This window comes from Quatrionicoccus australiensis, from assembly GCF_020510525.1.
GTDB lineage: Bacteria > Pseudomonadota > Gammaproteobacteria > Burkholderiales > Rhodocyclaceae > Azonexus > Azonexus australiensis_B.
This window is the reverse complement of sequence record NZ_CP075188.1, coordinates 1,355,730-1,376,734: the sequence shown is the minus strand read 5'-3', so window position 1 is coordinate 1,376,734 and position 21,005 is coordinate 1,355,730. Positions and strand designations below refer to the sequence as shown.

Here is a 21,005-nt window from a genome sequence, read left to right as displayed (position 1 = left end):
CCTGCTGTGATCCGGGGGCCGCAGCCCCCGATCTTTTTTTATTTCACTGGCGAATTACAGGCTGTCGGGCTTGAAACCGGTGTCCTTGTAAACTGCCTGGATGACTTCCTTGCCGACACGACCTTCCATCTTCTGATGCACCGGCACCAGCGCCTTCTTGAAGGCAAGGCGCTCAGCCGGGGTCGGCGTGTAAACAGCGGTCTTGCCACTCTTCTTCACTGCATCCAGAGCGCTGTCGTTTTCAACCTTGGCGATCTGGTTGGCGTAACGGGTCGCCTGCTCCATGGCATCATCAAGCTGCTTGCGCACATCGTCCGGCAAGCCATCCCAGAACTTCTTGTTAACGATCACGGCGTAACCAAGATAGCCATGTTGGGTCAGGGTCAGATGCTTCTGGACCTCATGCATTTTCTGCGTATAGAGATTGGAAATCGGGTTTTCCGTACCGTCGACCACACCGGTTTGCAAGGCCTGATAAACCTCGGAGAAAGCCATCACCTGGGGCAGGGAACCAAGCGAACGCATTTGCTCCTCAAGCACCTTGGACGACTGAATACGCATCTTCTTGCCCTTGAGATCGGCCGGGGTCTTGATCGGCGTGTTCGCCGAGAAGGACTTGAAGCCGTTGTCCCAGTAGCCCAGGCCGCGAATCCCCTTGGGTTCGAGCTTGGTCAGCAGTTGCTTGCCGACCGGACCATTGGTCACTTTGCGCAGCGCATCGTAATCGCTGAAGATGAACGGCAGGTCAAACACTTCGAATTCCTTGACGCCCAGCGGACCGAACTTGGCCAGCGACGGCGCGAGCATCTGAACCGCGCCCAATTGCAGCGCTTCCATTTCTTCCTTGTCCTTGTACAGCGTCGAGTTGGCATAAACCTCGACCTTGACCCGGCCCTTGGTCAACTCGCCAGCTTTCTTGGCGAACATTTCGGCCGCCTTGCCCTTGGGCGTATCGGCAGCAACAACGTGACTGAACTTGATAACGATCGGCTGCTGCGCATAGGCAGCCAGAGACAGGGCACCGGCCAGCAGACCAACCAGAAGTTTGGAAACTTTCATTGTTTTCTCCTCCAAAAATGGAATCGCAGGGAAAATTGCGACCAAGTGAAATTATTACGAAATACGAAACCGCCGCGTATTGTGGTTATCCACATGATACGCCCCAATAAAAAACCGCCAGACTGGCTGGCGGTTCGGGTAATCCGGGCGTTCGGAAAATCAGTGATGTTCAACGATGGGACGCGGACTGTGCGGAATCGGTGGCTCCTGTGCATCATCAAGCACCAATTCGGGGAAATCAGCCTCATCCTGTGTTTCGCCATTGAGCACAGCACTGAGTTTGGCACTATCGAGCGCATTGCACCACTTTGCCACGACCAGCGTCGCGACACTGTTACCGATGAAGTTGGTCAATGCCCGTGCTTCCGACATGAAGCGATCGATCCCGAGAATCAGCGCCAGACCGGCTACCGGCACGGTACCAACGGCAGACAGTGTGGCTGCCAGCACAATGAAGCCACTGCCGGTAACCCCTGCCGCCCCTTTGGAAGTCAGCAACAGAATGACCAGCAAGGTAATCTGGTGCTCCAGATCAAGGGGCGTGTTGGTCGCCTGCGCAATGAACACAGCAGCCATCGTCAGGTAAATCGAGGTACCGTCAAGATTGAAGGAATAGCCTGTCGGCACGACCAGACCAACCACCGACTTCTGGGCGCCAGCGTTTTCCATCTTGGCCATCAGGCGCGGCAATGCCGACTCCGACGAGGAAGTGCCAAGCACCAGGAACAGCTCCTCCTTGATGTACTTGATCAATTTGATGATGGAAAAGCCGTGGACCGCTGCAATGCTGCCCAATACCCCCAGAATGAAAATCACGCAGGTCAGGTAGAAGGCCCCCATCAGGCTGGCCAGCTGGGTAAGGCTACCAACGCCATGCTTGCCGATGGTGTAGGCCATGGCGCCGAAGGCACCGATCGGAGCAACCTTCATGATCACACCAACGATGCCGAACAGGACGTGCGACAGCTTTTCGATCAGCTCGAAGACCGGCTTGCCACGCTCACCGAAGGCGTGCATGGCATAGCCGAAGAGGATGGAGAAGAACAGCACCTGCAGCATGTCGCCCTTGGCGAAGGCATCAACGACGCTGGTCGGGATGATGTTCATCAGGAAATCAACCGTGGACTGCATCTGGCCCGGCTGGGCATACTTGGCGATGCCCTTGGTATCAAGCGAAGCCGGATCGACATTCATGCCGACACCCGGTGCCCACACATTGACGACAATCAAACCGATGATCAGCGCAATCGTGCTCACCACCTCGAAGTAAAGCACCGCCAGGCCGCCGGTCTTGCCAACCTTCTTCATGTCTTCCATGCCGGCAATGCCGACCACGATGGTACAGAAGATGATCGGCGCGATGATCATCTTGATCAGCTTGATGAACCCGTCCCCCAACGGCTTCATGGCCGCCCCCGACTCGGGATAGAAATGCCCGAGACTGACCCCCAGGGCAATGGCAACCAGCACCTGAAAATACAGGCTTTTGAAGACGGACTTTTTGGCCACGCGAATCGACTCCTCTGGAAATGGTCTATTGAGAATTTTCCCGAGTATCACCAAAGCACCAAGCAACGGCCATTGTGGAAATCCGAATTGTGGATAGCCCCAATGTCAATTCGCAAAAGAACGTGATGTACCATTTACCGATGCCCCCCGTCGCCCAAGCCCGCACCCCGAGCCCGCACCAACTGCGCTGGCTGCTCGCCCTGCCCAAGTTCGGCATCATCCTGCTCGTCACTGCCCTGCTCAGCCTGCTCTGGCTGCTGCATCTCAACGAAGTCGACGAGGAGCGCAGCGGACTGATCAAGGATGTCCTCTGGCTTGAGCAAAACCTGCAGTTTCATCTGAACGGCAACGAAGAGCAGTTGCAACAACTGGCGGTCGACATGACCCTGTTGCCGAAACCGCGCCACACCTTCGAACTGCGGGCCAGCCACCTGCTCAAGAACAACCCCGAAATCTCGCAACTGCTCTGGTTCGACACGCAACGCAAAGTCATCAACGCGCTGCCAAGCATGACGCCACCGGAGCACGAAATCGAGGCATTCGGCCCTCCCATCACCGAAAAGGCTTTCGAAATGGCCCGCCGACTGGGCAAGCTGGTCTATAGCGAGCCTTTTTTCCTGGAAAACAACCGCGCCTTCATCGAGGTCGTCGTCCCGATCTACCACGACCAGAAATTCGCCGGCATGCTGGTCGCCGTCTACCCGCTCGAAGCCCTGCTCAATAACCTGGTTCCCTGGTGGTTCACCGAAAAATACAAGGTTGTCATCATCGATGACAACGAAGTCCAGTACGCCGCCAAAACGCGGATTGACGACGTCGGCAACCAGATTTACGAAATACTCTTCGACCCCCCCGGCTACGGCCTCAAACTGCGGATCAGCAGCTATCAGAACAACACCAACCAGCTGCAACGCCTGCTCACCATTGCCATCATCACGCTCGCCGCCGGCGTTTTATGGAGTCTGTGGATTGTCCGCGACCTGATGAAGAAGCGCTCGCGCGCCGAAGAAGCCTTGCGCGCCGAACACGCTTTCCGGACCGCGATGGAAGACTCGCTGACGGTCGGCATGCGCGCCCGCGACCTGAATGGCAAGGTAATTTATGTGAACCCGGCTTTCTGCAAGATCACCGGCTTTTCCAGCGAGGAACTGGTCGGCAGCACGCCACCCATGCCCTACTGGATTCCGGAACAAATAGACGAGACCTTTGCCGTGCACCAGTCGGTCATGGCAGGCAAGGCGCCGCTCGACGGTTTCGAGATCACCTTCATGCGCAAGAACGGCGAACGTTTCCACGCCCTGGTTTATGAAGCAAAACTGATCGACGGCAAGGGGCGGCACACCGGCTGGATGGCCTCCGTACTCGACGTCACCGAACGCAAACACGCCGAGGAACTGGCCAGGCAGCAACAGGAACAGCTGCAATTCACCTCGCGTCTGGTCACCATGGGCGAAATGGCCTCAACCCTGGCGCACGAATTGAACCAGCCACTGGCTGCGATCGCCAGTTACAACAGCGGCTGCCTCAACCTGCTCGAACGCCCGGACTGCACGCCGCAGGACATCCGGCCGGCGCTGGAGAAAATCGGCGTCCAGGCCCAGCGTGCCGGCCGCATCATTCGCCGGGTACACGACTTCGTGCGCAAGAGCGAACCCAAGCGCGCGCCCTGCCAACTGACGGAAGTCATCGACGACTGCCTCGGCTTCATCGAGTCCGACGCCCGCAAGCGCCACGTCAGGATAGACTGCGACATGCCTCAGCTACCACCGATTCCGGCTGATCGCCTGATGCTCGAACAGGTGCTGCTCAATCTGATCCGCAATGGCATGGAAGCCATGGCAAGCACACCAGAGGCCCATCGTCGCTTGCACATCCAGACCAGCATCGCAGATGCCGAACTGAAAATCAGCGTCGCCGACAATGGCTGCGGCATCGCGCCCGAAATCCGGGAAAAACTGTTCACCGCCTTTTTCACCACCAAGCCGGAAGGCATGGGGGTTGGCCTGTCGATCTGCCGCTCGATCATCGAATTCCACCGTGGCCGACTCTGGGCCGAGGACAATCCCGACTCACCCACCGGAAACGGTACGATATTCTCATTCACCCTGCCCCTGGAAACCGCATGAATACGCCGCAAGCCCACCTGGTCGACGACGACGAAGCGATCCGCGATGCCCTTTCCTGGCTCCTGCAGTCACGCGGTATCCCCTGCACCACCTACGCCAACGCTGAAGACTTCCTGGCCGCCTGGAACAGCAAACTGGCTGGCTGTATCGTACTCGACATGCGGATGTCGGGCATGAGCGGCCTCGATTGTTTCGACAAATTGCGCGAGCAGAACTCGAGTCTGCCGGTCATTTTTCTGACCGGCCACGGCGATGTCCCGCTGGCGGTCAGCACGCTCAAAAAAGGGGCTTTCGATTTTTTCGAAAAACCGCTCAATGACAACGAACTGGCGACCCGCATCGAGGAAGCCATGGAACTCGACGCCCGCCAGCGCGTTGCCAGCGCAACGGTCGACTCGCTGAATACCCGACTTTCCAGCCTGACCACCCGCGAACGCCAGATCATGGAACTGGTGCTGGCCGGCAAATTCAACAAGGTCATTGCCGACGAATTGAACATCAGCATGCGCACCGTGGAAGTGCATAGAGCCAACCTTTTCGACAAGATGCAGGTCAAGACTGCCGTCGAATTGGCCAATTTGCTCAAACCCGGCCGCTGACCCTTCCCTAAGCCTCCTTTTTTCGTTAGCATCTTGCCGCAATACCAGTGCCATTCCGGCACCAGTTTCCCGACACTCCGGTTCACTCCATTCACGAGGCAATTCATGAGCGAGCACATCCATTACGTCACCGACGACACCTTTGAAGCCGAAGTGCTGCAGGCGCAGCAACCGGTTCTCGTCGATTACTGGGCAGAATGGTGCGGCCCTTGCAAGATGATCGCCCCCATCCTTGACGAAATCGCTGCCGAATATGCCGGCAAGCTCAAGGTCACCAAGGTGAACATCGACGACAACCAGGCTACGCCGGCCAAGTTTGGCATCCGCGGCATCCCGACGCTGATGATCTTCAAGAACGGCAACGTCGAAGCAACCAAGGTTGGCGCCCTCTCCAAGGGCCAGCTCGCCGCATTCATTGACAGCAACCTGTAATCACCGTACGCTCCCCGCCTGAAGATGCGTTCTGCGTCTTCAGGCCGACGTGGCAGGCACACCGCCTGACGTCCTCCCCTCCTCAAGCATTTAAATCTGCGCCCTGGTTCCGGCTTCTTTTGTCCGGCCCCCGTTCTGGCGCCACGTACACCCACACATGCAACTTTCCGAACTAAAGACGCATCACGTCAGCAAGCTGCTCGACATGGCCACCGAAGCCGGCATCGAGAACGCCAACCGGATGCGCAAGCAAGAACTGATTTACGCCATTCTCAAGAATGAAGCCAAAAAAGGCGTCACCATCTACGGCGATGGCACGCTTGAGGTGCTGCAGGACGGCTTCGGTTTCCTTCGTTCACCGGATACCTCCTATCTGGCCAATCCGGACGACATCTACGTCTCGCCGTCGCAGGTCCGCCGCTTCAACCTGCGTACCGGTGACACCATCGAAGGCGAGATTCGTACGCCGAAAGATGGCGAGCGTTATGTTGCCCTGACCAAGCTCGATCGCATCAATGGCTTCCCGCCGGAAGCCAACAAGAACAAGATCATGTTCGAGAACCTGACGCCGTTGCACCCGACGCGCCATCTCAAGCTCGAACGCGAAATCAAGTCCGAAGAGAACATTACCAGCCGTGTCATCGACATGATCGCCCCGATCGGCTGCGGTCAGCGCGGCCTGATCGTCGCCCCGCCGAAGACCGGCAAGACGGTGATGCTGCAGAACATTGCACACGCCATCACCGCCAACCATCCGGAAGTGATTCTCATCGTGCTGCTGATCGACGAGCGTCCGGAAGAAGTCACCGAAATGACCCGCACCGTCAAGGGTGAAGTCGTTGCCTCGACCTTCGACGAACCGGCCTCGCGCCACGTCGCCGTTGCCGAAATGGTCATCGAGAAAGCCAAGCGCCTGGTCGAACACAAGAAGGATGTCGTCATCCTGCTCGACTCGATTACCCGCCTCGCCCGCGCCTACAACACCGTACAACCGGCTTCCGGCAAGGTACTGACCGGCGGCGTCGACGCCAACGCCCTGCAGAAACCGAAGCGTTTCTTCGGCGCCGCACGCAACATCGAGGAAGGCGGCTCGCTGACCATTCTCGCCACGGCGCTGATCGACACCGGTTCGCGCATGGACGAAGTGATCTACGAAGAATTCAAGGGTACCGGCAACTCCGAAATCCACCTCGACCGCCGCATGGCCGAGAAGCGGATGTACCCGGCGATCAACGTCAACCGTTCCGGCACCCGTCGTGAAGAGCTGCTGCTCAAGCCGGACGTCCTGCAGAAGATGTGGGTCCTGCGCAAGCTCTGCTACCCGATGGACGATCTCGAAGCCATGGAATTCCTGCTCGACAAGGTCAAATCGACCAAGGGCAACCAGGAGTTTTTTGACGCAATGCGTCGCGGCTAAACAGACTGCCAGGAAAAACAGGCATTTAGTATTGCAAGCGCGTGATTATTCGAGGATAATCACGCGTTTTCCAGGTCGGCCACATCCGCCGGTCGCATAACGAAAGGACACAAAGTGAAAGCCGACATCCATCCCGAGTACAACGAAATCCAGGTAACCTGCTCCTGTGGCAGCACCTTCACCACCAAGTCGACCATGAAGAAAGCCCTTCATGTTGAAGTCTGCTCGCTCTGCCACCCGTTCTACACGGGCAAGCAGAAGATCGTCGACACCGCGGGTCGCGTTGAAAAGTTCAACCAGAAGTTCGGCGCCATGCGCGGCAAGGCTTCTGCCTGATCTGGCTGAATCGCACAAAAAAGGGCAGCCGCTGGGCTGCCTTTTTCATTTGCACTGCACATGCCTGAGCTAGCTGCCCTGATCCGTCGCGGCATCCGCCTGCCACCGGCCGGCTGGATGCTCGCCGCCATGCTCGCCTTTTACGTGCTGGCCGGGCTATTCGGGCGCGACCCATGGAAGGGCGAAGACGCCATCCACATCGGTACCGCCTGGCACATGCTGACCTACGCTGACTGGCTGTCACCCGACCTGGCCGGCCGCTCCTTCCATGAACCACCGCTCTATTACTGGAGCGCCGCCCTGACCGGCAAGATTTTCGGCTGGCTGCTGCCGCTGCACGAAGCCATGCGCCTCGCCAGTGGCATCTGGGTGACACTGGCCCTGACCGGCCTCTATTACGCCGGGCGCGAACTTTACGGCCAGGAAAGTGCGGCAGCCAGCCCGCTGTTGCTGGCTGGTTGCACCGGTCTGCTTTTCCACGCTCACGATGCGCAGCCGATGCTGATTGCGCTCGCCGCCTATGCCGGCGCCCTGGGCAGCCTCGCTGCCATCGGTCGACGCCCCCGTCTGACCGGAATCTTCTACGGCATTGCTGTCGCCGGCTGCCTGCTCAGTGCCGGCGTTGCCCCGACCCTGCCGCTGCTTGCCATACTGCCAATCGCCTGGTGGCTGTCGCCGGATCGCCCGAAAGCACTCCAGACACTGGCCATCGGCCTCGGCATCGCTCTCCTGCTGATCCTGCCCTGGCCCTTGCTGCTCCTCGCCATGGAACCGGCCCGCCTGCATGGCTGGATCGCAACCGAACTGGCCCCCTTGCAAACCCCGTTCTCATTCACCGGCGCCGGGCGCTTCCTCGCCATGCTGCCCTGGTTTGCCTTCCCGGCCCTGCCACTGGCCGGCTGGACCTTGTGGACACGCCGCAAGAACCTTGCAGCCCCGGCCCAGTTGCTGCCGCTGGTTTTCCTGTTGCTGACCTTCCTGATGCTGGCTTTGGCCTATCGCCCACGCCAGATTCCGACACTCTTGCTGCTGCCGTCGCTGGCCCTGCTCGCCACGCCAGGGGCACTGACGCTGCGGCGCGGCGCCGCCAATGCCTTCGACTGGTTCGCGATGATGAGCTTCAGCCTGTTCGCCGCGCTGGTCTGGCTCGGCTGGTCGGCGATGGCGCTCGGCTGGCCGGGCAAGATGGCGGAACGGGTGGTCGTCTTGCGTCCCGGTTTCGTCGGCAGCCTCGACTGGTCCGACTTGCTGGTCGGCCTGGCTGGAACATTGTGGTGGGGCTGGCTGATCTTTACCGCACCGCGCTCCCCCTACCGCAGCCTGACGCACTGGACGATGGGCTTCACCTGCCTGTGGCTGCTCGCCACCACCCTGATCCTGCCCTGGTTCGACTACGGCAAGAGCTATCGTCCGGTTGCCCAGGCCATCGCCAGCACCCTGCCGAACGATCATGGCTGCCTTGCCGAGCGCGGACTGAACGATACTCAACTGGCGTCACTGGCCTACTTTGTCGGTATCGAACCGGCAGCCGTGGACAGCACCGCCGGCCGCCAGTGCAACTGGCTGCTGGTCGGCGGTGAAAACCGCGCGCAACTGGCTGCCCCCGATGCCCGCTGGAGCAAGGTCTGGGAAGGCAGCCGGCCGGGCGAACGCCGGGAAAAATTCCGTCTTTTCCGGCGTTGACCGCCCGGCATGAAGGGCTCAGCCCTTCAGGAAATGTTCACGGTAATACTTGAGTTCGTCGATCGACTCGTGGATGTCGGCCAGTGCCGTGTGCCGGCCCTTCTTCTTGAAACCCTTGTAGACTTCCGGCTGCCAGCGCTTGCACAATTCCTTGAGCGTGCTGACGTCGAGATTGCGGTAGTGGAAGAAGGCTTCCAGGGTCGGCATGTAGCGCGCCATGAAACGGCGGTCCTGGCCGATGGTATTGCCGCACATCGGCGAATGGCCGGGCAGGGAATACTTCTTGAGGAATTCGAGCGCGGCGGCCTCGACCGCGGCTTCGTCCATCTCCGAAGCCTTGACCTTGTCGATCAGGCCCGAGCGGCCATGCGTTTTCTGATTCCATTCGTCCATGCCGGCGAGCGTCGCATCGGACTGATGGACAACCCAGGACGGCGATTCGGCAACCATCTCCAGTTCGGAATTGGTCACCACCATCGCCATCTCGATGATGCGGTCACCCTCCGGATTCAGGCCGGTCATTTCCATATCCAGCCAGACGAGGTTGTTTGCGTTGCCTGTCATATAATCGCCCACTTCTGAAAACCCCGATTTTCTCACAGCTTTGCAGCCAACTTAGTGACCACACCATTCACCACCCTGTTTATCGCCGCCTTCCTGCTCAGCCTGGCGGTTCGCCTCTGGCTCACCCTGCGCCACATCCGTTTCGTTACCGCCCACCGGGCCGAGGTTCCGGCCGAGTTCGCCGCACGCATTCCGCTCGCTGCCCACCAAAAAGCCGCCGATTACAGCGTCGACCGTAGCCGCTTCGCCTTGCAGACGACGCTGGTCGACAGCGCCCTGCTGATGTTCCTGACCCTTGGCGGCGGCCTCGCCTGGCTGCACGACCTGTGCTCGGCCCGGCTCGACGGGCTGCCTTACGGGCTGGCGCTGATTTTCAGCGTCATGCTGATTTCCGGCATCATCGACCTGCCCTTCTCGCTCTACCGCCAGTTCGTCATCGAGGCCAGACACGGCTTCAACCGCATGACGCTCGGCCTGTTCTTCGCCGATCTCGCCAAGCAGACGCTGATCGGCATCGGCATCGGCGCGCCGCTGATCCTTGCCGTACTCTGGTTGATGAACAGCATGGGCAGCCTGTGGTGGCTCTACGTCTGGCTGTTCTGGAGCGCCTTCAACCTGCTCATCATGTCCGTCTACCCGACCTGGATCGCGCCGCTGTTCAACAAATTCTCGCCGCTCGCCGACGGCGAGATGAAAACGCGCATCGAAGCCCTGCTCACGCGCTGCGGCTTTCGTTCCAGCGGCCTCTTCGTGATGGACGGCTCGAAACGCTCCAGCCATGGCAACGCCTACTTCACCGGCTTCGGCAACAACAAGCGCATCGTCTTTTTCGACACCCTGCTCGAGCGCCTGACGCCTTCCGAAGTCGAAGCCGTGCTCGCCCACGAGCTCGGGCATTTTCGCCGTCACCACATCGTCTACCGCATGGCGCTGATGTTCGCGCTGTCACTCGGTTTCCTCTGGCTGCTCGGCCAGTTGATCGATGCGCCGTGGTTCTACTCGGGGCTGGGCGTGCCGGCGCAGAACACGGCCCTGGCGCTGGTGCTCTTCTTCCTCGTCATCCCGGTATTCACCTTCCTGCTCGGCCCGCTCGGCAGCTACCTGTCGCGCCGCAACGAATTCGAGGCCGACGCCTACGCAGCCGAACACGCCTCGGCTGGCGATCTGGTACGCGCCCTGGTCAAGCTCTACGAAGACAATGCCGCGACATTGACGCCCGACCCGCTGCATTCGCTGTTCTACGACTCGCACCCGCCGGCCGCCCAGCGCATTGCCCACTTGCAGAAACTGGAGCAGACCGCATGAGCCAGCCCGGCCTGATCGAAGGGCGCGTCGTCGCCGCGCATGGCCGGCAGTATTTCGTGCAACTGGCCGACGGCAGCCTGCTGCCCTGCTTCACGCGCGGCAAGAAGAGCGATGTCGCCTGCGGCGACCGCGTCGATATCAAGCAGACGGCGCCCGACCAGGGCGTCATCGAGGCAATCCAGCCGCGCAGCAGCCTGCTCTACCGCTCGAACGAGGTGAAACAGAAACTGATCGCCGCCAATGTCGACCAGCTGGTCATCGTCGTCGCCACCGAACCCGGCTTTTCCGACGAACTGGTGACGCGTGCCCTGATCGCCGCCGAAAGCGAGGAAATCGAAGTCCTGATCGTGCTCAACAAGTGCGACCTCGCCGACAAGCTGCCAATCGCCCGTGAACGCCTGAAAATGTTCGCCGCGCTCGACTATCGCGTGCTCGAACTCTCCGCCCTCGAGCACGCCGAGGACCTGCGCCCGGCCCTGCACGGCAAAACCAGCGTGCTGGTCGGCCAGTCCGGGATGGGCAAATCGACGCTGGTCAATGCGCTGTTCCCGGAAGCCCGGGCCGCGACGCGCGAAATTTCGTCCGCACTCGACTCCGGCAAGCACACCACGACGCACGCCACGCTCTACAACCTCGATGCCGCCAGCCAGCTGATCGACTCGCCGGGCTTGCAGGAATTCGGTCTCGGCCATCTGAACACGCAGGAAATCGAACATGCCTTCCGCGAATTCCGGCCCTATCTCGGGCAATGCCGCTTCCGCGACTGTCGCCACAACCGCGAGCCGGATTGCGCCCTGAGCGCAGCGGTCAACGCCGGAAAAATCGAAGAAAAGCGCTTTGCCACCTACCACCGCATCATGGGAACACTACGCCCGGCTTGACAGTCTGCCCGCACAAGCAAGGAATGCCTGCCTTGCTTGTCTCTCCGGCGGTAGCAATATTTTCGCGAGGCGCCCATAATCTGCGTACAACAAAGTCCGCCACGCCAGCGGGGAGACGAAATGACCAACGGCCAACCGACCGTTCTGATCGTTGATGACACGCCCGAGAACCTGAGCATTCTCGGCGAATTGCTGCAACCCACCTATCGGGTGCGGGCTGCCAATTCCGGCCGGCGCGCCTTGCAGATTGCGCACAGTCACCCGACACCAGATCTCATCCTGCTCGACGTCATGATGCCCGACATGGACGGCTACGGCGTCATTGCCGCCCTGCGTGCCGATCCGGTCACCAGCCAGATTCCGGTCATCTTCGTCACGGCGATGGATGCCACCGAAGATGAGGAACACGGTCTGGACTGCGGCGCCGTCGACTACATCACCAAGCCGCTGCGTCCGGCCATCGTCCTCGCCCGCGTCCGGACCCAGCTGGAACTGAAGCGGGCGCGTGATTTCCTGAGTGACCAGAACAGTTATCTCGAAGCCGAAGTTGCCCATCGCATGGGCGAAAACCAGCTGATCCAGCAGGTCAGCATCCACGCCCTCGCCCGCCTCGCCGAAACGCGTGATCCGGAAACCGGCAATCACCTGCGCCGCACCCAGCAATACGTCCGCACCCTGGCCCAGGCTCTGGCCGATCATCCGCGCTTTGCCGCCTTTCTTGATCCGCGCACCATCGACGCCCTGGCCCAGTCTGCCCCGCTGCACGACATCGGCAAGGTGGGCATTCCCGATCACGTGCTGCTCAAGCCCGGCAAACTGACGCCGGAAGAGTGGGAAATCATGAAAACCCACGCCAAGCTGGGCAGCGACGCTATCGAACTGGCCGAACGCGATGCCGAGAAGCCGGTCGAGTTCCTTGCCATCGCCAAGCAGATCGCGCATTACCATCACGAGAAATGGGATGGCAGCGGTTACCCGGAAGGCCTGCGCGGTGATGCAATTCCCATCGCCGCCCGCCTGATGGCACTGGCCGACGTTTTCGATGCATTGATCTGCAAACGGATCTACAAGCCGCCTTTCCCGCTCGAACAGGCACATGCGATGATCGTCGAAGGCAGCGGTTCACATTTTGACCCGGATATTGTCCAAGCCTTTACCAGCCAGTTTGCGACCTTCAAGGCCATTGCCGACGCTTACTCCGACTGACCACTCATCGCGGCTCAGCGCATCAAGGCAGACGCATGAATATGCAGCAAGAAGAAAACGGGAGCATCAGCCGGGCAATTGCGCTGATTGTATTCCCTTACATCGCGCTTTCCGTGCTGTGGATTCTCGTGTCCGACCGGCTGGCCGGCCTTTTTTTTCCCGACCCGGCCGAGCTGGCCCTGGCCAGCATTCTGAAGGGCTGGTTTTTCGTCGGCATCACCGCACTCCTGCTGGTCGTGTTGCTGCGTCGCCTGCTCGGTCAGATCAATGAAAGGCAAAGACGTGAACATCAGGCACAAGCCATCGCCCTGACCGCCGCCCGGCGAATCTCCGAAGAGCATGGTCAGCTAAGGACACTGCTCGACACCTTGCCCGATCTCGTCTGGCTGAAAGACCCGGAGGGGGTTTACCTGAGCTGCAACCGGCGCTTCGAGCAATTCTTCGGTGCCCGGGAGGCCGACATACTCGGCAAGACCGACTTTGACTTTGTCGACCACGAGCTAGCCAGTTTTTTCCGCGCCAACGACCAGGCCGCCCTGCTCGCCGACGCACCGCGCAGCAACGAGGAGTGGGTCACCTTTGCCAGTGATGGCCATCGCGAGATGCTCAACACCATCAAGGCGCCGATGCGTGACGCCCATGGCAAGCTGATCGGGGTACTCGGCATCGGCCGCAATGTCTCGCAACTGCATGAACTGCAGGAGCGCTTCCAGGTCGCTTTTGATGCCAGCCCGATCGCCATCACCATCACCACATTCGAAGCCGGCATCTTCCTCGATGCCAATCCGCGCTTTTGCGCGACCACAGGCTGGGCCCGTGAAGAGCTGCTCGAGCAAAGCACGCTGGACAGCAAGCTCTGGCCCAACCCCGAAAGCCGCGACACCTGGCGGCAACAACTCGTTGCCGGAAAACGCCTTCGCGACTGCCGGGCAAAATGGCACAAACGCAACGGTGAACCGATAGAAGTCAGCCTGTCGGCTGAAATCATCACCTTGCATGGCGAAGCCTACGTCCTTTCCTTCATTGTCGACGTATCGGAACGCGAGCAGGCGCAAAACGAAATTTCCCAGTTGCAGGAACGCCTCGCCACCGCCTTCCGGGCGGCACCGGTCGCTGCCTGCATCACCCGCCTGCGCGATGGCAAGCTGGTCGATGCCAACGACTGCCTACTCAAGGAATATCGCTGGACACGCGCCGATCTGATCGGCAAGACAACACTGGAAGCCGGTCTCTGGGGCGATGAAGGTGACCGGCAGAAATTCGTCGAAATCATCCGTCGCGACGGCCGTATCAACGATTTTGAGAGCATCGGCGTGGCCAGCGATGGACAACGACGCATCACCAGCATGTCGGCGGAAACCGTACAGATGGATGGCGAGCCCCATCTGGTCGTGTTCATCGACGACATTTCCGAGCAGCGCCAGGCTGCTGTCGAACTGGAAAAGCACCGCCACCACCTGGAAGAACTGGTCCAGGCCCGCACGGCCGAACTGGCTGCCGCCAAGGAGGTGGCAGAAGAAGCAAGCCGTGCCAAGAGCACCTTCCTGGCCAACATGAGCCATGAAATCCGCACGCCGATGAACGCCATCATCGGCCTCACCCATCTCGTCGAGCGCAACACCGAAGAACCCGCGCAACTGGAACGCCTGGGCAAGGTAAGCAGCGCAGCCCACCACCTGCTGGCCATCATCAACCAGATTCTCGACATTTCGAAAATCGAAGCCGGCAAGCTGGAACTGGTCCCCGACGACTTCTCGTTGAGCCGTCTGCTCGACAACACGAGTGCCCTGCTGATTGATCGCATCCGCTCGCGTGGCCTTGAATTCCACAGCGAAATCGACCCCGCCCTGCCCGCGCTGGTCAATGGCGACTCACTGCGCACCGGCCAGATTTTGCTCAATTTCCTGTCCAATTCGGTCAAATTTACCGAACAGGGCTCGATCACCGTCAAGGTGACCCTGCAGCAGCAAACGCCAGCAGGACTAATCGTGCGCTTTACCGTCAGCGACACCGGCATCGGCATCCCGCAGGAACAACAGGCACGTATCTTCGATGTTTTCGAACAAGCCGACAGCTCGACCACCCGCCGCTTTGGCGGTACCGGCCTCGGCCTGGCCATTGCCCGTCGCCTGGCCCGATTGATGGGCGGCGAGACCGGCCTGAGCAGCACACCGGGCGTCGGGAGTACCTTCTGGTTCACCGCCTGCCTGCAGCCGGCGAAACAAGCGGGCGGCACCGACCATGAGCTTGCGCCGGCCGGCGATGCCGAATCACTGCTCGCCGCACGCCACGGCAGGAACTGCATCCTGCTCGCCGAAGACAACCTGATCAACCAGGAAGTCGCCCTCGATTTGTTGCATGCCGTGGGCCTGCAGGCCGACGTGGCGGTCAACGGTAAAAAAGCCGTCGAAATGGCCAGCAAGAAGGCATACGACCTGATCCTGATGGATGTCCAGATGCCGATCATGGATGGTCTCAGCGCATCCACAGCGATCCGTCAGGCGGAAGCGGCAAGCGGTCGCAAGGTCCCGATTCTCGCCATGACCGCCAACGCCTTCAGTGAAGACCGACGGCGTTGCCTCGAGGCCGGCATGAACGACCATGTCGCCAAACCGGTAGACCCGCAGGATCTTTACGCAGCCCTGATCAAATGGCTGCCCGCCCAATCAGCCCCCATGGACAACGTGCCCACTCCCGAACACCCCACTGAAGCCTCACCGATGCCCGACCTGACCGATACGCTGGGCAATATCCCCGGCCTCGATAGCGTGATCGGACTCAATTCCGTACGCGGCCGCAAGGCCAGCTACCTGCGCCTGCTGGCCACTTTCATTCGCAGCCACGCCGATGTTCCAGCGGAAATATCGCAGCAACTTGCCGCCGGCCAACTGGAAGAGGCGACCCGTTCCGCCCATACCCTGAAGGGCGCCGCCGGCACCCTGGGCATCGTTGCCATCCAGCATGCTGCGGCACAACTGGAGGCCGCACTGCATGCCGGCAAGCCGACCGGAGAAACCGGAGAACTGCTGCAGCTGCTCAGCAGCGAACATCAGCGCATGCTTCCGTTGATTGACAACGCACTGGCCAGCCTGTCAGGCAGTTCCGCGGGGAATGCATGAAAGCCGGAGCCTTCGCCACCCTCGCCGACGTCATGACCCGCGTCGTCCGCAGCATTGCACCGCAGCAGCCGTTGCGGGAGGCCGCCCGTCTGATGGCGGAAGCCCGGATATCCAGCATGCTGGTGGAAGTCGCTGGCAAACCGGTGGGCATCATTACCGAAACCGACATCGTTCATGCCCTGAAAGCACATCGCCCGCTCGACACGCCCATCGAAGCGATCATGTCCCACCCGCTGATCACCCGCGACAGCGAGATGAATCTATTTGCCGCACGCCAACTGGCGATGCAGCATCAGATCCGGCATCTGGTCATTGTCTCCGCCAGCGGCCACACGCTTGGCCTGGTCAGCGACACCGATTTCCGCATCCATATCGGCGCCGACATCTTCCGCCATCTGCGCACCCTGGACAGCCTGATGGCACGCGACATCCCGCATCTCGGGCCGGATGCCTCACTCGAGCAGGCGATCAATCGCATGGTCGATGCCGACTCCGACTACGTCATCATTACCAATCAGGAAGGTCGCCCGCTCGGCATCATCACCGAACGCGACATTCCGCGCCTGGTCAGGGACTTTGAGCAATTCGCCGAGATCCGGGTTGACCGGATCATGAGTTCGCCGGTACTTGGTCTCAAGGTCGAACAGTCGGTCAGCGCTGCCCTAGAACAGATGACCGAGCACCACATGCGGCACATGGTCGTTTTCGACCAGCACGAGCATATTGTCGGCGTTGTCAGCCAGCGGCGGCTTTTCGAGCATCTCGCCTCGCACCATCTGGAGGAGGCGCTGGAGAAGGCAACCAGGGAACGCGACCGGCTGCGCCTCGAAGCTCACCTGCAGATGGCGCTCGATGCTGCCGGCGCCGGCAGCTGGGAGTTTGATCATGAAAGTGGCAAGCATTTCTTCAGCGAAGGTGCGTTGCAGCTGATCGAGTGCACGGCCGCCAATGCACCACGCAGCCAGGAAGACTGGTTGGGCCGGATACACCCGGAAGACCTGGCCGCGCTGCGGGCAACGGTCGACGCCGTCGCACAGGGCAAAATCCGTGTTTACCGCAGCGAATACCGTATCCGGTGCAAGGAAAACAACTGGCGGTGGATCGAAGACCGGGGCTGCGTCATCGAGCACACCGAGGACGGCCGCCCCAGACTGACCACCGGCATCCTGACCGATATCAGCGAGCGACGCCGGGCCAGCGTCGCCCTGAAGCGCCAGAATCGCGCCCTGCGCTTGATGAGCGGCATTGCCCAGGCCCTGATCCGGCATGATGACGAACTCCAGATGCTCAACGAGATCTGCAGTACAGCCGTCGAAATCGGGGGCTACCGTTACGCGTGGATCGCCCAGGCCATGGACGACAGCGAAAAGCGTGTCATCCCGCTCGCCGAATCGGGCCTCGGCGCCGACTACCTGGCCTCGCTCAACATCAGCTGGGCCGACGTACCCAATGGCCAGGGACCAACCGGCCGCACCATCCGCACCGGCGTGCCGGTGATCATCCACGATGTGCTGAATGACCCCAGCTATGCACTGTGGCGCGACTTCGCCCGCGACTCCGGCTTTCAGTCATCGGCCGCCCTGCCCTTGCGCATCAACGGCCGCGTCATTGGCTCGCTCAATCTGTACGCAACCGAGCCGGATGCGTTCAGCGATGATGAAATCCCCCTGCTCTGCGATCTGGCCGGTGAAATCGGCATCGGACTCGCCATGCAGCGCTCGCGTACGGCCCTGGCCCAGCGCGAAGCCAATCTGCAGCGGGCGGAACGCCTGGCCCGCCTCGGACATTTCCAGTTCGACCCGAAACTCGACATCTGGACCGCCTCGCCGATGCTCGACGAAATTTTCGGGATCGATGCCACGTTCGTCCGCTCCAAGCAAAGCTGGATCGAAATCGTTCACCCCGATGACCGGGAAAGCCTGATTGCCTACCAGCGCGCCCAGATTCGCGCCCAGAACCTGCATTTCGATGTCGAATACCGGATCGTCCGCCAGAATGACGGCATGGTTCGCCATGTCCATGGCGTCGGCCAGGTCAAACTCGATGAAAACGGCCGCCTGAGCAGGCTGTTCGGCACCATCCAGGACATCACCGAAGCGCATGCCATGCAGCAGAGCCTGCTCGAAAAGCAGGCTGCCTTGCGCGAGGCCCAGAGCATCGCCAACCTCGGTAGCTGGACGCTCGACCTGTTGCGCCACGATCTGCAATGGAGCGATGAAACCTACAAGATCTTCGGACTAAGCAAAAATGGCCCGCTGGTGTTCGCCTCCTTCATCGACCGCATTCATCCCGACGACCGCGAACGCGTCATCGCCGACTGGCAAGCTGCGCTGCATGGCCGGGTCTATGACACTGAACACCGGATCATCGTCAACCAGGCCATCCGCTGGGTACGCGAACGTGCCCATGTTCACTTCAACGCGGCAGGCGAGGCGGTCTATGCGGTCGGCACGGTGCAGGATGTCACCGAACGGCGAGCCGCCGAGGAAGAGCTGCACAAGCATTCGCTGGCCATCGAACAAAGCCCGCACAGCATCGTCATCACCAACACCTTCGGCGATGTCGAGTACGTCAACGATGCCTTTGTCCGCAACACGGGCTACAGCCGCGAGGAAATCCTCGGCTCCAACCCGCGCCTGCTCCACTCCGGCCAGACCCCGCAGAGCACCTACAAGGACCTCTGGGACACCCTGGCCCGCGGCGAGATCTGGCGTGGCGAATTCATCAACCGGCGCAAGGACGATACGGTCTACGAAGAATTTGCCATCATTTCCCCGGTCCGCCAGCCGGATGGCCACATTACCCATTACCTGGCAATCAAGGAGGACATCACCGAGAAGAAGCGGCTTGCCGCCGAACTCGAAAGCCACCGCGACCACCTCGAAGCGCTGGTCGAAGAACGCACGACCGAACTGATCAAGGCTAGGGACGATGCGGAAAAAGCGAGCCGGGCAAAGAGCGCCTTCCTGGCCAACATGAGTCACGAAATCCGTACGCCGATGAACGCCATCATCGGCCTGACCCACCTCAGCCAGCGTGCGACCAGTGAGCCGACCCAGCTTTCCCGCCTCAACAAGGTAGCCAATGCGGCGCAACACCTGCTTTCCATCATCAACGACGTCCTCGACTTCTCGAAAATCGAGGCCGGCAAGCTGAGCCTGGAAAATACCGACTTTTCGCTTGCCGATGTCTTCAAGACGGCCTGCTCGCTGATTGCCGAACGCGCCGAAAGCAAACACCTGCCGGTCAACTGGGAAATCGATCCGGATTTGCCATCCAGGCTGCATGGTGACCCGCTGCGCCTGCAGCAGATCCTGCTCAATTTCCTGTCCAACGCCGTCAAGTTTGCCGAGCGCGGCGAGATTCGCCTGCTTGCCCGCCTGATCCATGAAAACAACGATGGCCTGCTGGTCCGTTGCGAAGTCCGCGACAACGGCATCGGCATCAGCCGGGAGGTCCAGGCGCGACTGTTCCATCCCTTCGAGCAGGCCGACAGTTCAACAACCCGGCGCTTCGGTGGCACCGGCCTCGGCCTGGCGATCAGCAACCGCCTCGCCGAAGCGATGAATGGTGCGGTAGGCGTCAATAGCACTCCGGGCGCCGGCAGCACCTTCTGGTTTACGGCCCGTCTCGGTCGAGCCGGGTTGCCTGGCCTCGCCTCGCCAAGCCTGCCCCCGCCCCGTAACAACGAGCGGGAAATAACGGAACGGCTTGCTGGCGCGCGCGTCCTGCTGGCTGAAGACAACCCGATCAATGAAGAGGTTGCCACCGATCTGCTGAGCGGCGTCTGTCTCGACGTCGATATTGCCCGCACCGGTGCCGAGGCGGTTGCCATGGCCGCCGGCCAGCCGCCCTACAGCCTGATCCTGATGGACATGCAGATGCCGGTCATGGACGGTCTGGAAGCGACCCGCCAGATTCGCCAGTTGCCGGGCTACGCGCACGTCCCCATTCTGGCGATGACCGCCAATGCCTTCGACGATGACCGCAACCTCTGTCTCGCCGCCGGCATGAACGACCATATAGCCAAACCGGTCGACCCCGACGTGCTGTTCAGCGCGCTTGTCCGCTGGCTACCCGAAGCGGCGGGCGCATTAGCCACCACGCCCCGGATTCAGGAAGTACCGCCCCCGCCAGCCCCTCTCGACGAGGCGCAATTGCGCGCAGCCCTCGACACGACGCCTGATCTCGATGCATCTTTCGGCCTGCAATCGGTACGCGGCCGCTTGCACAGCTACTGCCGTCTGCTCGGTAAATTCTGTGGCAACCATGCCGAGGATTTCGCAAGCATTCGGCGCGAACTGGACAACGGCAACCCGAACGAGGCCCGGCGCCTGGCGCATTCCTTGAAAGGGGCAGCTGGTACGCTCGGCGCAACCGTCGTGCGCCAGACGGCAGCCGAGCTCGAAATCGCCATTCGCGATCAGAGTGGCGACATCGAAACCCTGATCAAGCATTGCGCGACCGCCTACCAGACACTCAGTGCCAGCCTGCTCGCACTCCTGCCGCCCCCGGCAGCAAGCGAAAACGCCCCACCGGCCCAGACCCAAACCCCGGCCAGCAATAAAATACTGCGCGAACTTCGTCATCGCCTGAACGATGGCGATCTCAGTGCCCAGACCCTGCTTGCCGAACAGGTGCCGCTTCTGCACGAGTTGCTGGGAGAAGGCTATGCGGCCTTCGAAACCGCCATCAGCAATTTTGATTTCGAATCCGCCCTGGTCCGACTGGACTCCGCAACACCCCCTGCACCAGAAAAATAGCGCGTC

14 protein-coding genes are annotated in these 21,005 nt (G+C 60.7%); 11 read left to right on the top strand and 3 right to left on the bottom strand.

Annotation, left to right across the window (positions count from 1 at the left end; translation table 11 throughout):
- Positions 1–54 precede the first annotated feature (54 nt).
- Both KI612_RS06605 and KI612_RS06600 read right to left on the bottom strand, forming a co-directional pair.
- Positions 55–1,059 carry a TRAP transporter substrate-binding protein gene (locus tag KI612_RS06605; RefSeq protein WP_226443026.1) on the bottom strand — a complete coding sequence of 335 codons (1,005 nt, stop codon included), beginning with the start codon at positions 1,057–1,059 and terminating at the stop codon, positions 55–57.
- Positions 1,060–1,218: 159 nt separating this feature from the next.
- Positions 1,219–2,568, bottom strand: a complete 1,350-nt coding sequence (locus KI612_RS06600; protein WP_226443025.1) for a dicarboxylate/amino acid:cation symporter — start codon at positions 2,566–2,568, stop codon at positions 1,219–1,221.
- Positions 2,569–2,657: 89 nt separating this feature from the next.
- On the opposite strand from KI612_RS06600, the gene KI612_RS06595 reads away from it, so the two are divergent.
- The 6 genes from KI612_RS06595 (at position 2,658) to KI612_RS06570 (ending at position 9,161) form a co-directional block, all read left to right on the top strand.
- Complete coding sequence (locus KI612_RS06595) at positions 2,658–4,694, top strand: ATP-binding protein (protein ID WP_226443024.1); 2,037 nt, start codon at positions 2,658–2,660, stop codon at positions 4,692–4,694.
- Positions 4,691–5,293, top strand: coding sequence for a response regulator transcription factor (locus KI612_RS06590; protein WP_226443023.1), 603 nt, complete (start codon positions 4,691–4,693; stop codon positions 5,291–5,293). Before KI612_RS06595 ends, KI612_RS06590 begins: the two co-directional genes overlap by 4 nt.
- A 105-nt stretch (positions 5,294–5,398) precedes the next feature.
- Positions 5,399–5,725 carry a thioredoxin TrxA gene (gene trxA, locus KI612_RS06585; RefSeq protein ID WP_226443022.1) on the top strand — a complete coding sequence of 109 codons (327 nt, stop codon included), beginning with the start codon at positions 5,399–5,401 and terminating at the stop codon, positions 5,723–5,725.
- Positions 5,726–5,882: 157 nt separating this feature from the next.
- The gene (rho, locus tag KI612_RS06580; protein WP_226443021.1) at positions 5,883–7,142 is read left to right on the top strand and encodes a transcription termination factor Rho; all 1,260 of its coding nucleotides are present in this window, start codon (positions 5,883–5,885) and stop codon (positions 7,140–7,142) included.
- Positions 7,143–7,256: 114 nt separating this feature from the next.
- On the top strand, positions 7,257–7,478 hold the full coding sequence (gene rpmE / locus KI612_RS06575) for a 50S ribosomal protein L31 (protein WP_226443020.1): 222 nt from the start codon (positions 7,257–7,259) through the stop codon (positions 7,476–7,478).
- A 60-nt stretch (positions 7,479–7,538) separates the two neighbouring features.
- Positions 7,539–9,161 (top strand): ArnT family glycosyltransferase, encoded by a 1,623-nt coding sequence (locus tag KI612_RS06570; RefSeq protein ID WP_226443019.1) that lies wholly within the window; start codon positions 7,539–7,541, stop codon positions 9,159–9,161.
- A gap of 18 nt (positions 9,162–9,179) precedes the next feature.
- Here KI612_RS06570 and orn read toward each other — a convergent pair whose 3' ends face one another.
- On the bottom strand, positions 9,180–9,689 hold the full coding sequence (gene orn, locus KI612_RS06565; RefSeq protein WP_404818097.1) for an oligoribonuclease: 510 nt from the start codon (positions 9,687–9,689) through the stop codon (positions 9,180–9,182).
- A 90-nt stretch (positions 9,690–9,779) separates the two neighbouring features.
- Here orn and KI612_RS06560 point away from each other — a divergent pair, with 90 nt between their 5' ends.
- From KI612_RS06560 to KI612_RS06540, 5 genes are all read left to right on the top strand, one after another.
- Positions 9,780–11,030, top strand: coding sequence for a M48 family metallopeptidase (locus KI612_RS06560; protein ID WP_226443017.1), 1,251 nt, complete (start codon positions 9,780–9,782; stop codon positions 11,028–11,030).
- Positions 11,027–11,911 (top strand): ribosome small subunit-dependent GTPase A, encoded by an 885-nt coding sequence (rsgA, locus tag KI612_RS06555; RefSeq protein WP_226443016.1) that lies wholly within the window; start codon positions 11,027–11,029, stop codon positions 11,909–11,911. The genes KI612_RS06560 and rsgA overlap by 4 nt, the downstream gene beginning before the upstream one ends.
- Before the next feature lie 120 nt (positions 11,912–12,031).
- Positions 12,032–13,117 (top strand): response regulator, encoded by a 1,086-nt coding sequence (locus KI612_RS06550; RefSeq protein WP_226443015.1) that lies wholly within the window; start codon positions 12,032–12,034, stop codon positions 13,115–13,117.
- A gap of 35 nt (positions 13,118–13,152) precedes the next feature.
- Positions 13,153–16,236: a PAS domain S-box protein gene (locus tag KI612_RS06545; RefSeq protein ID WP_226443014.1), complete on the top strand. Its 3,084-nt coding sequence runs from the start codon at positions 13,153–13,155 to the stop codon at positions 16,234–16,236.
- Positions 16,233–20,999 carry a PAS domain-containing protein gene (locus KI612_RS06540; protein ID WP_226443013.1) on the top strand — a complete coding sequence of 1,589 codons (4,767 nt, stop codon included), beginning with the start codon at positions 16,233–16,235 and terminating at the stop codon, positions 20,997–20,999. The genes KI612_RS06545 and KI612_RS06540 overlap by 4 nt, the downstream gene beginning before the upstream one ends.
- The last annotated feature ends 6 nt before the right edge of the window (positions 21,000–21,005 follow it).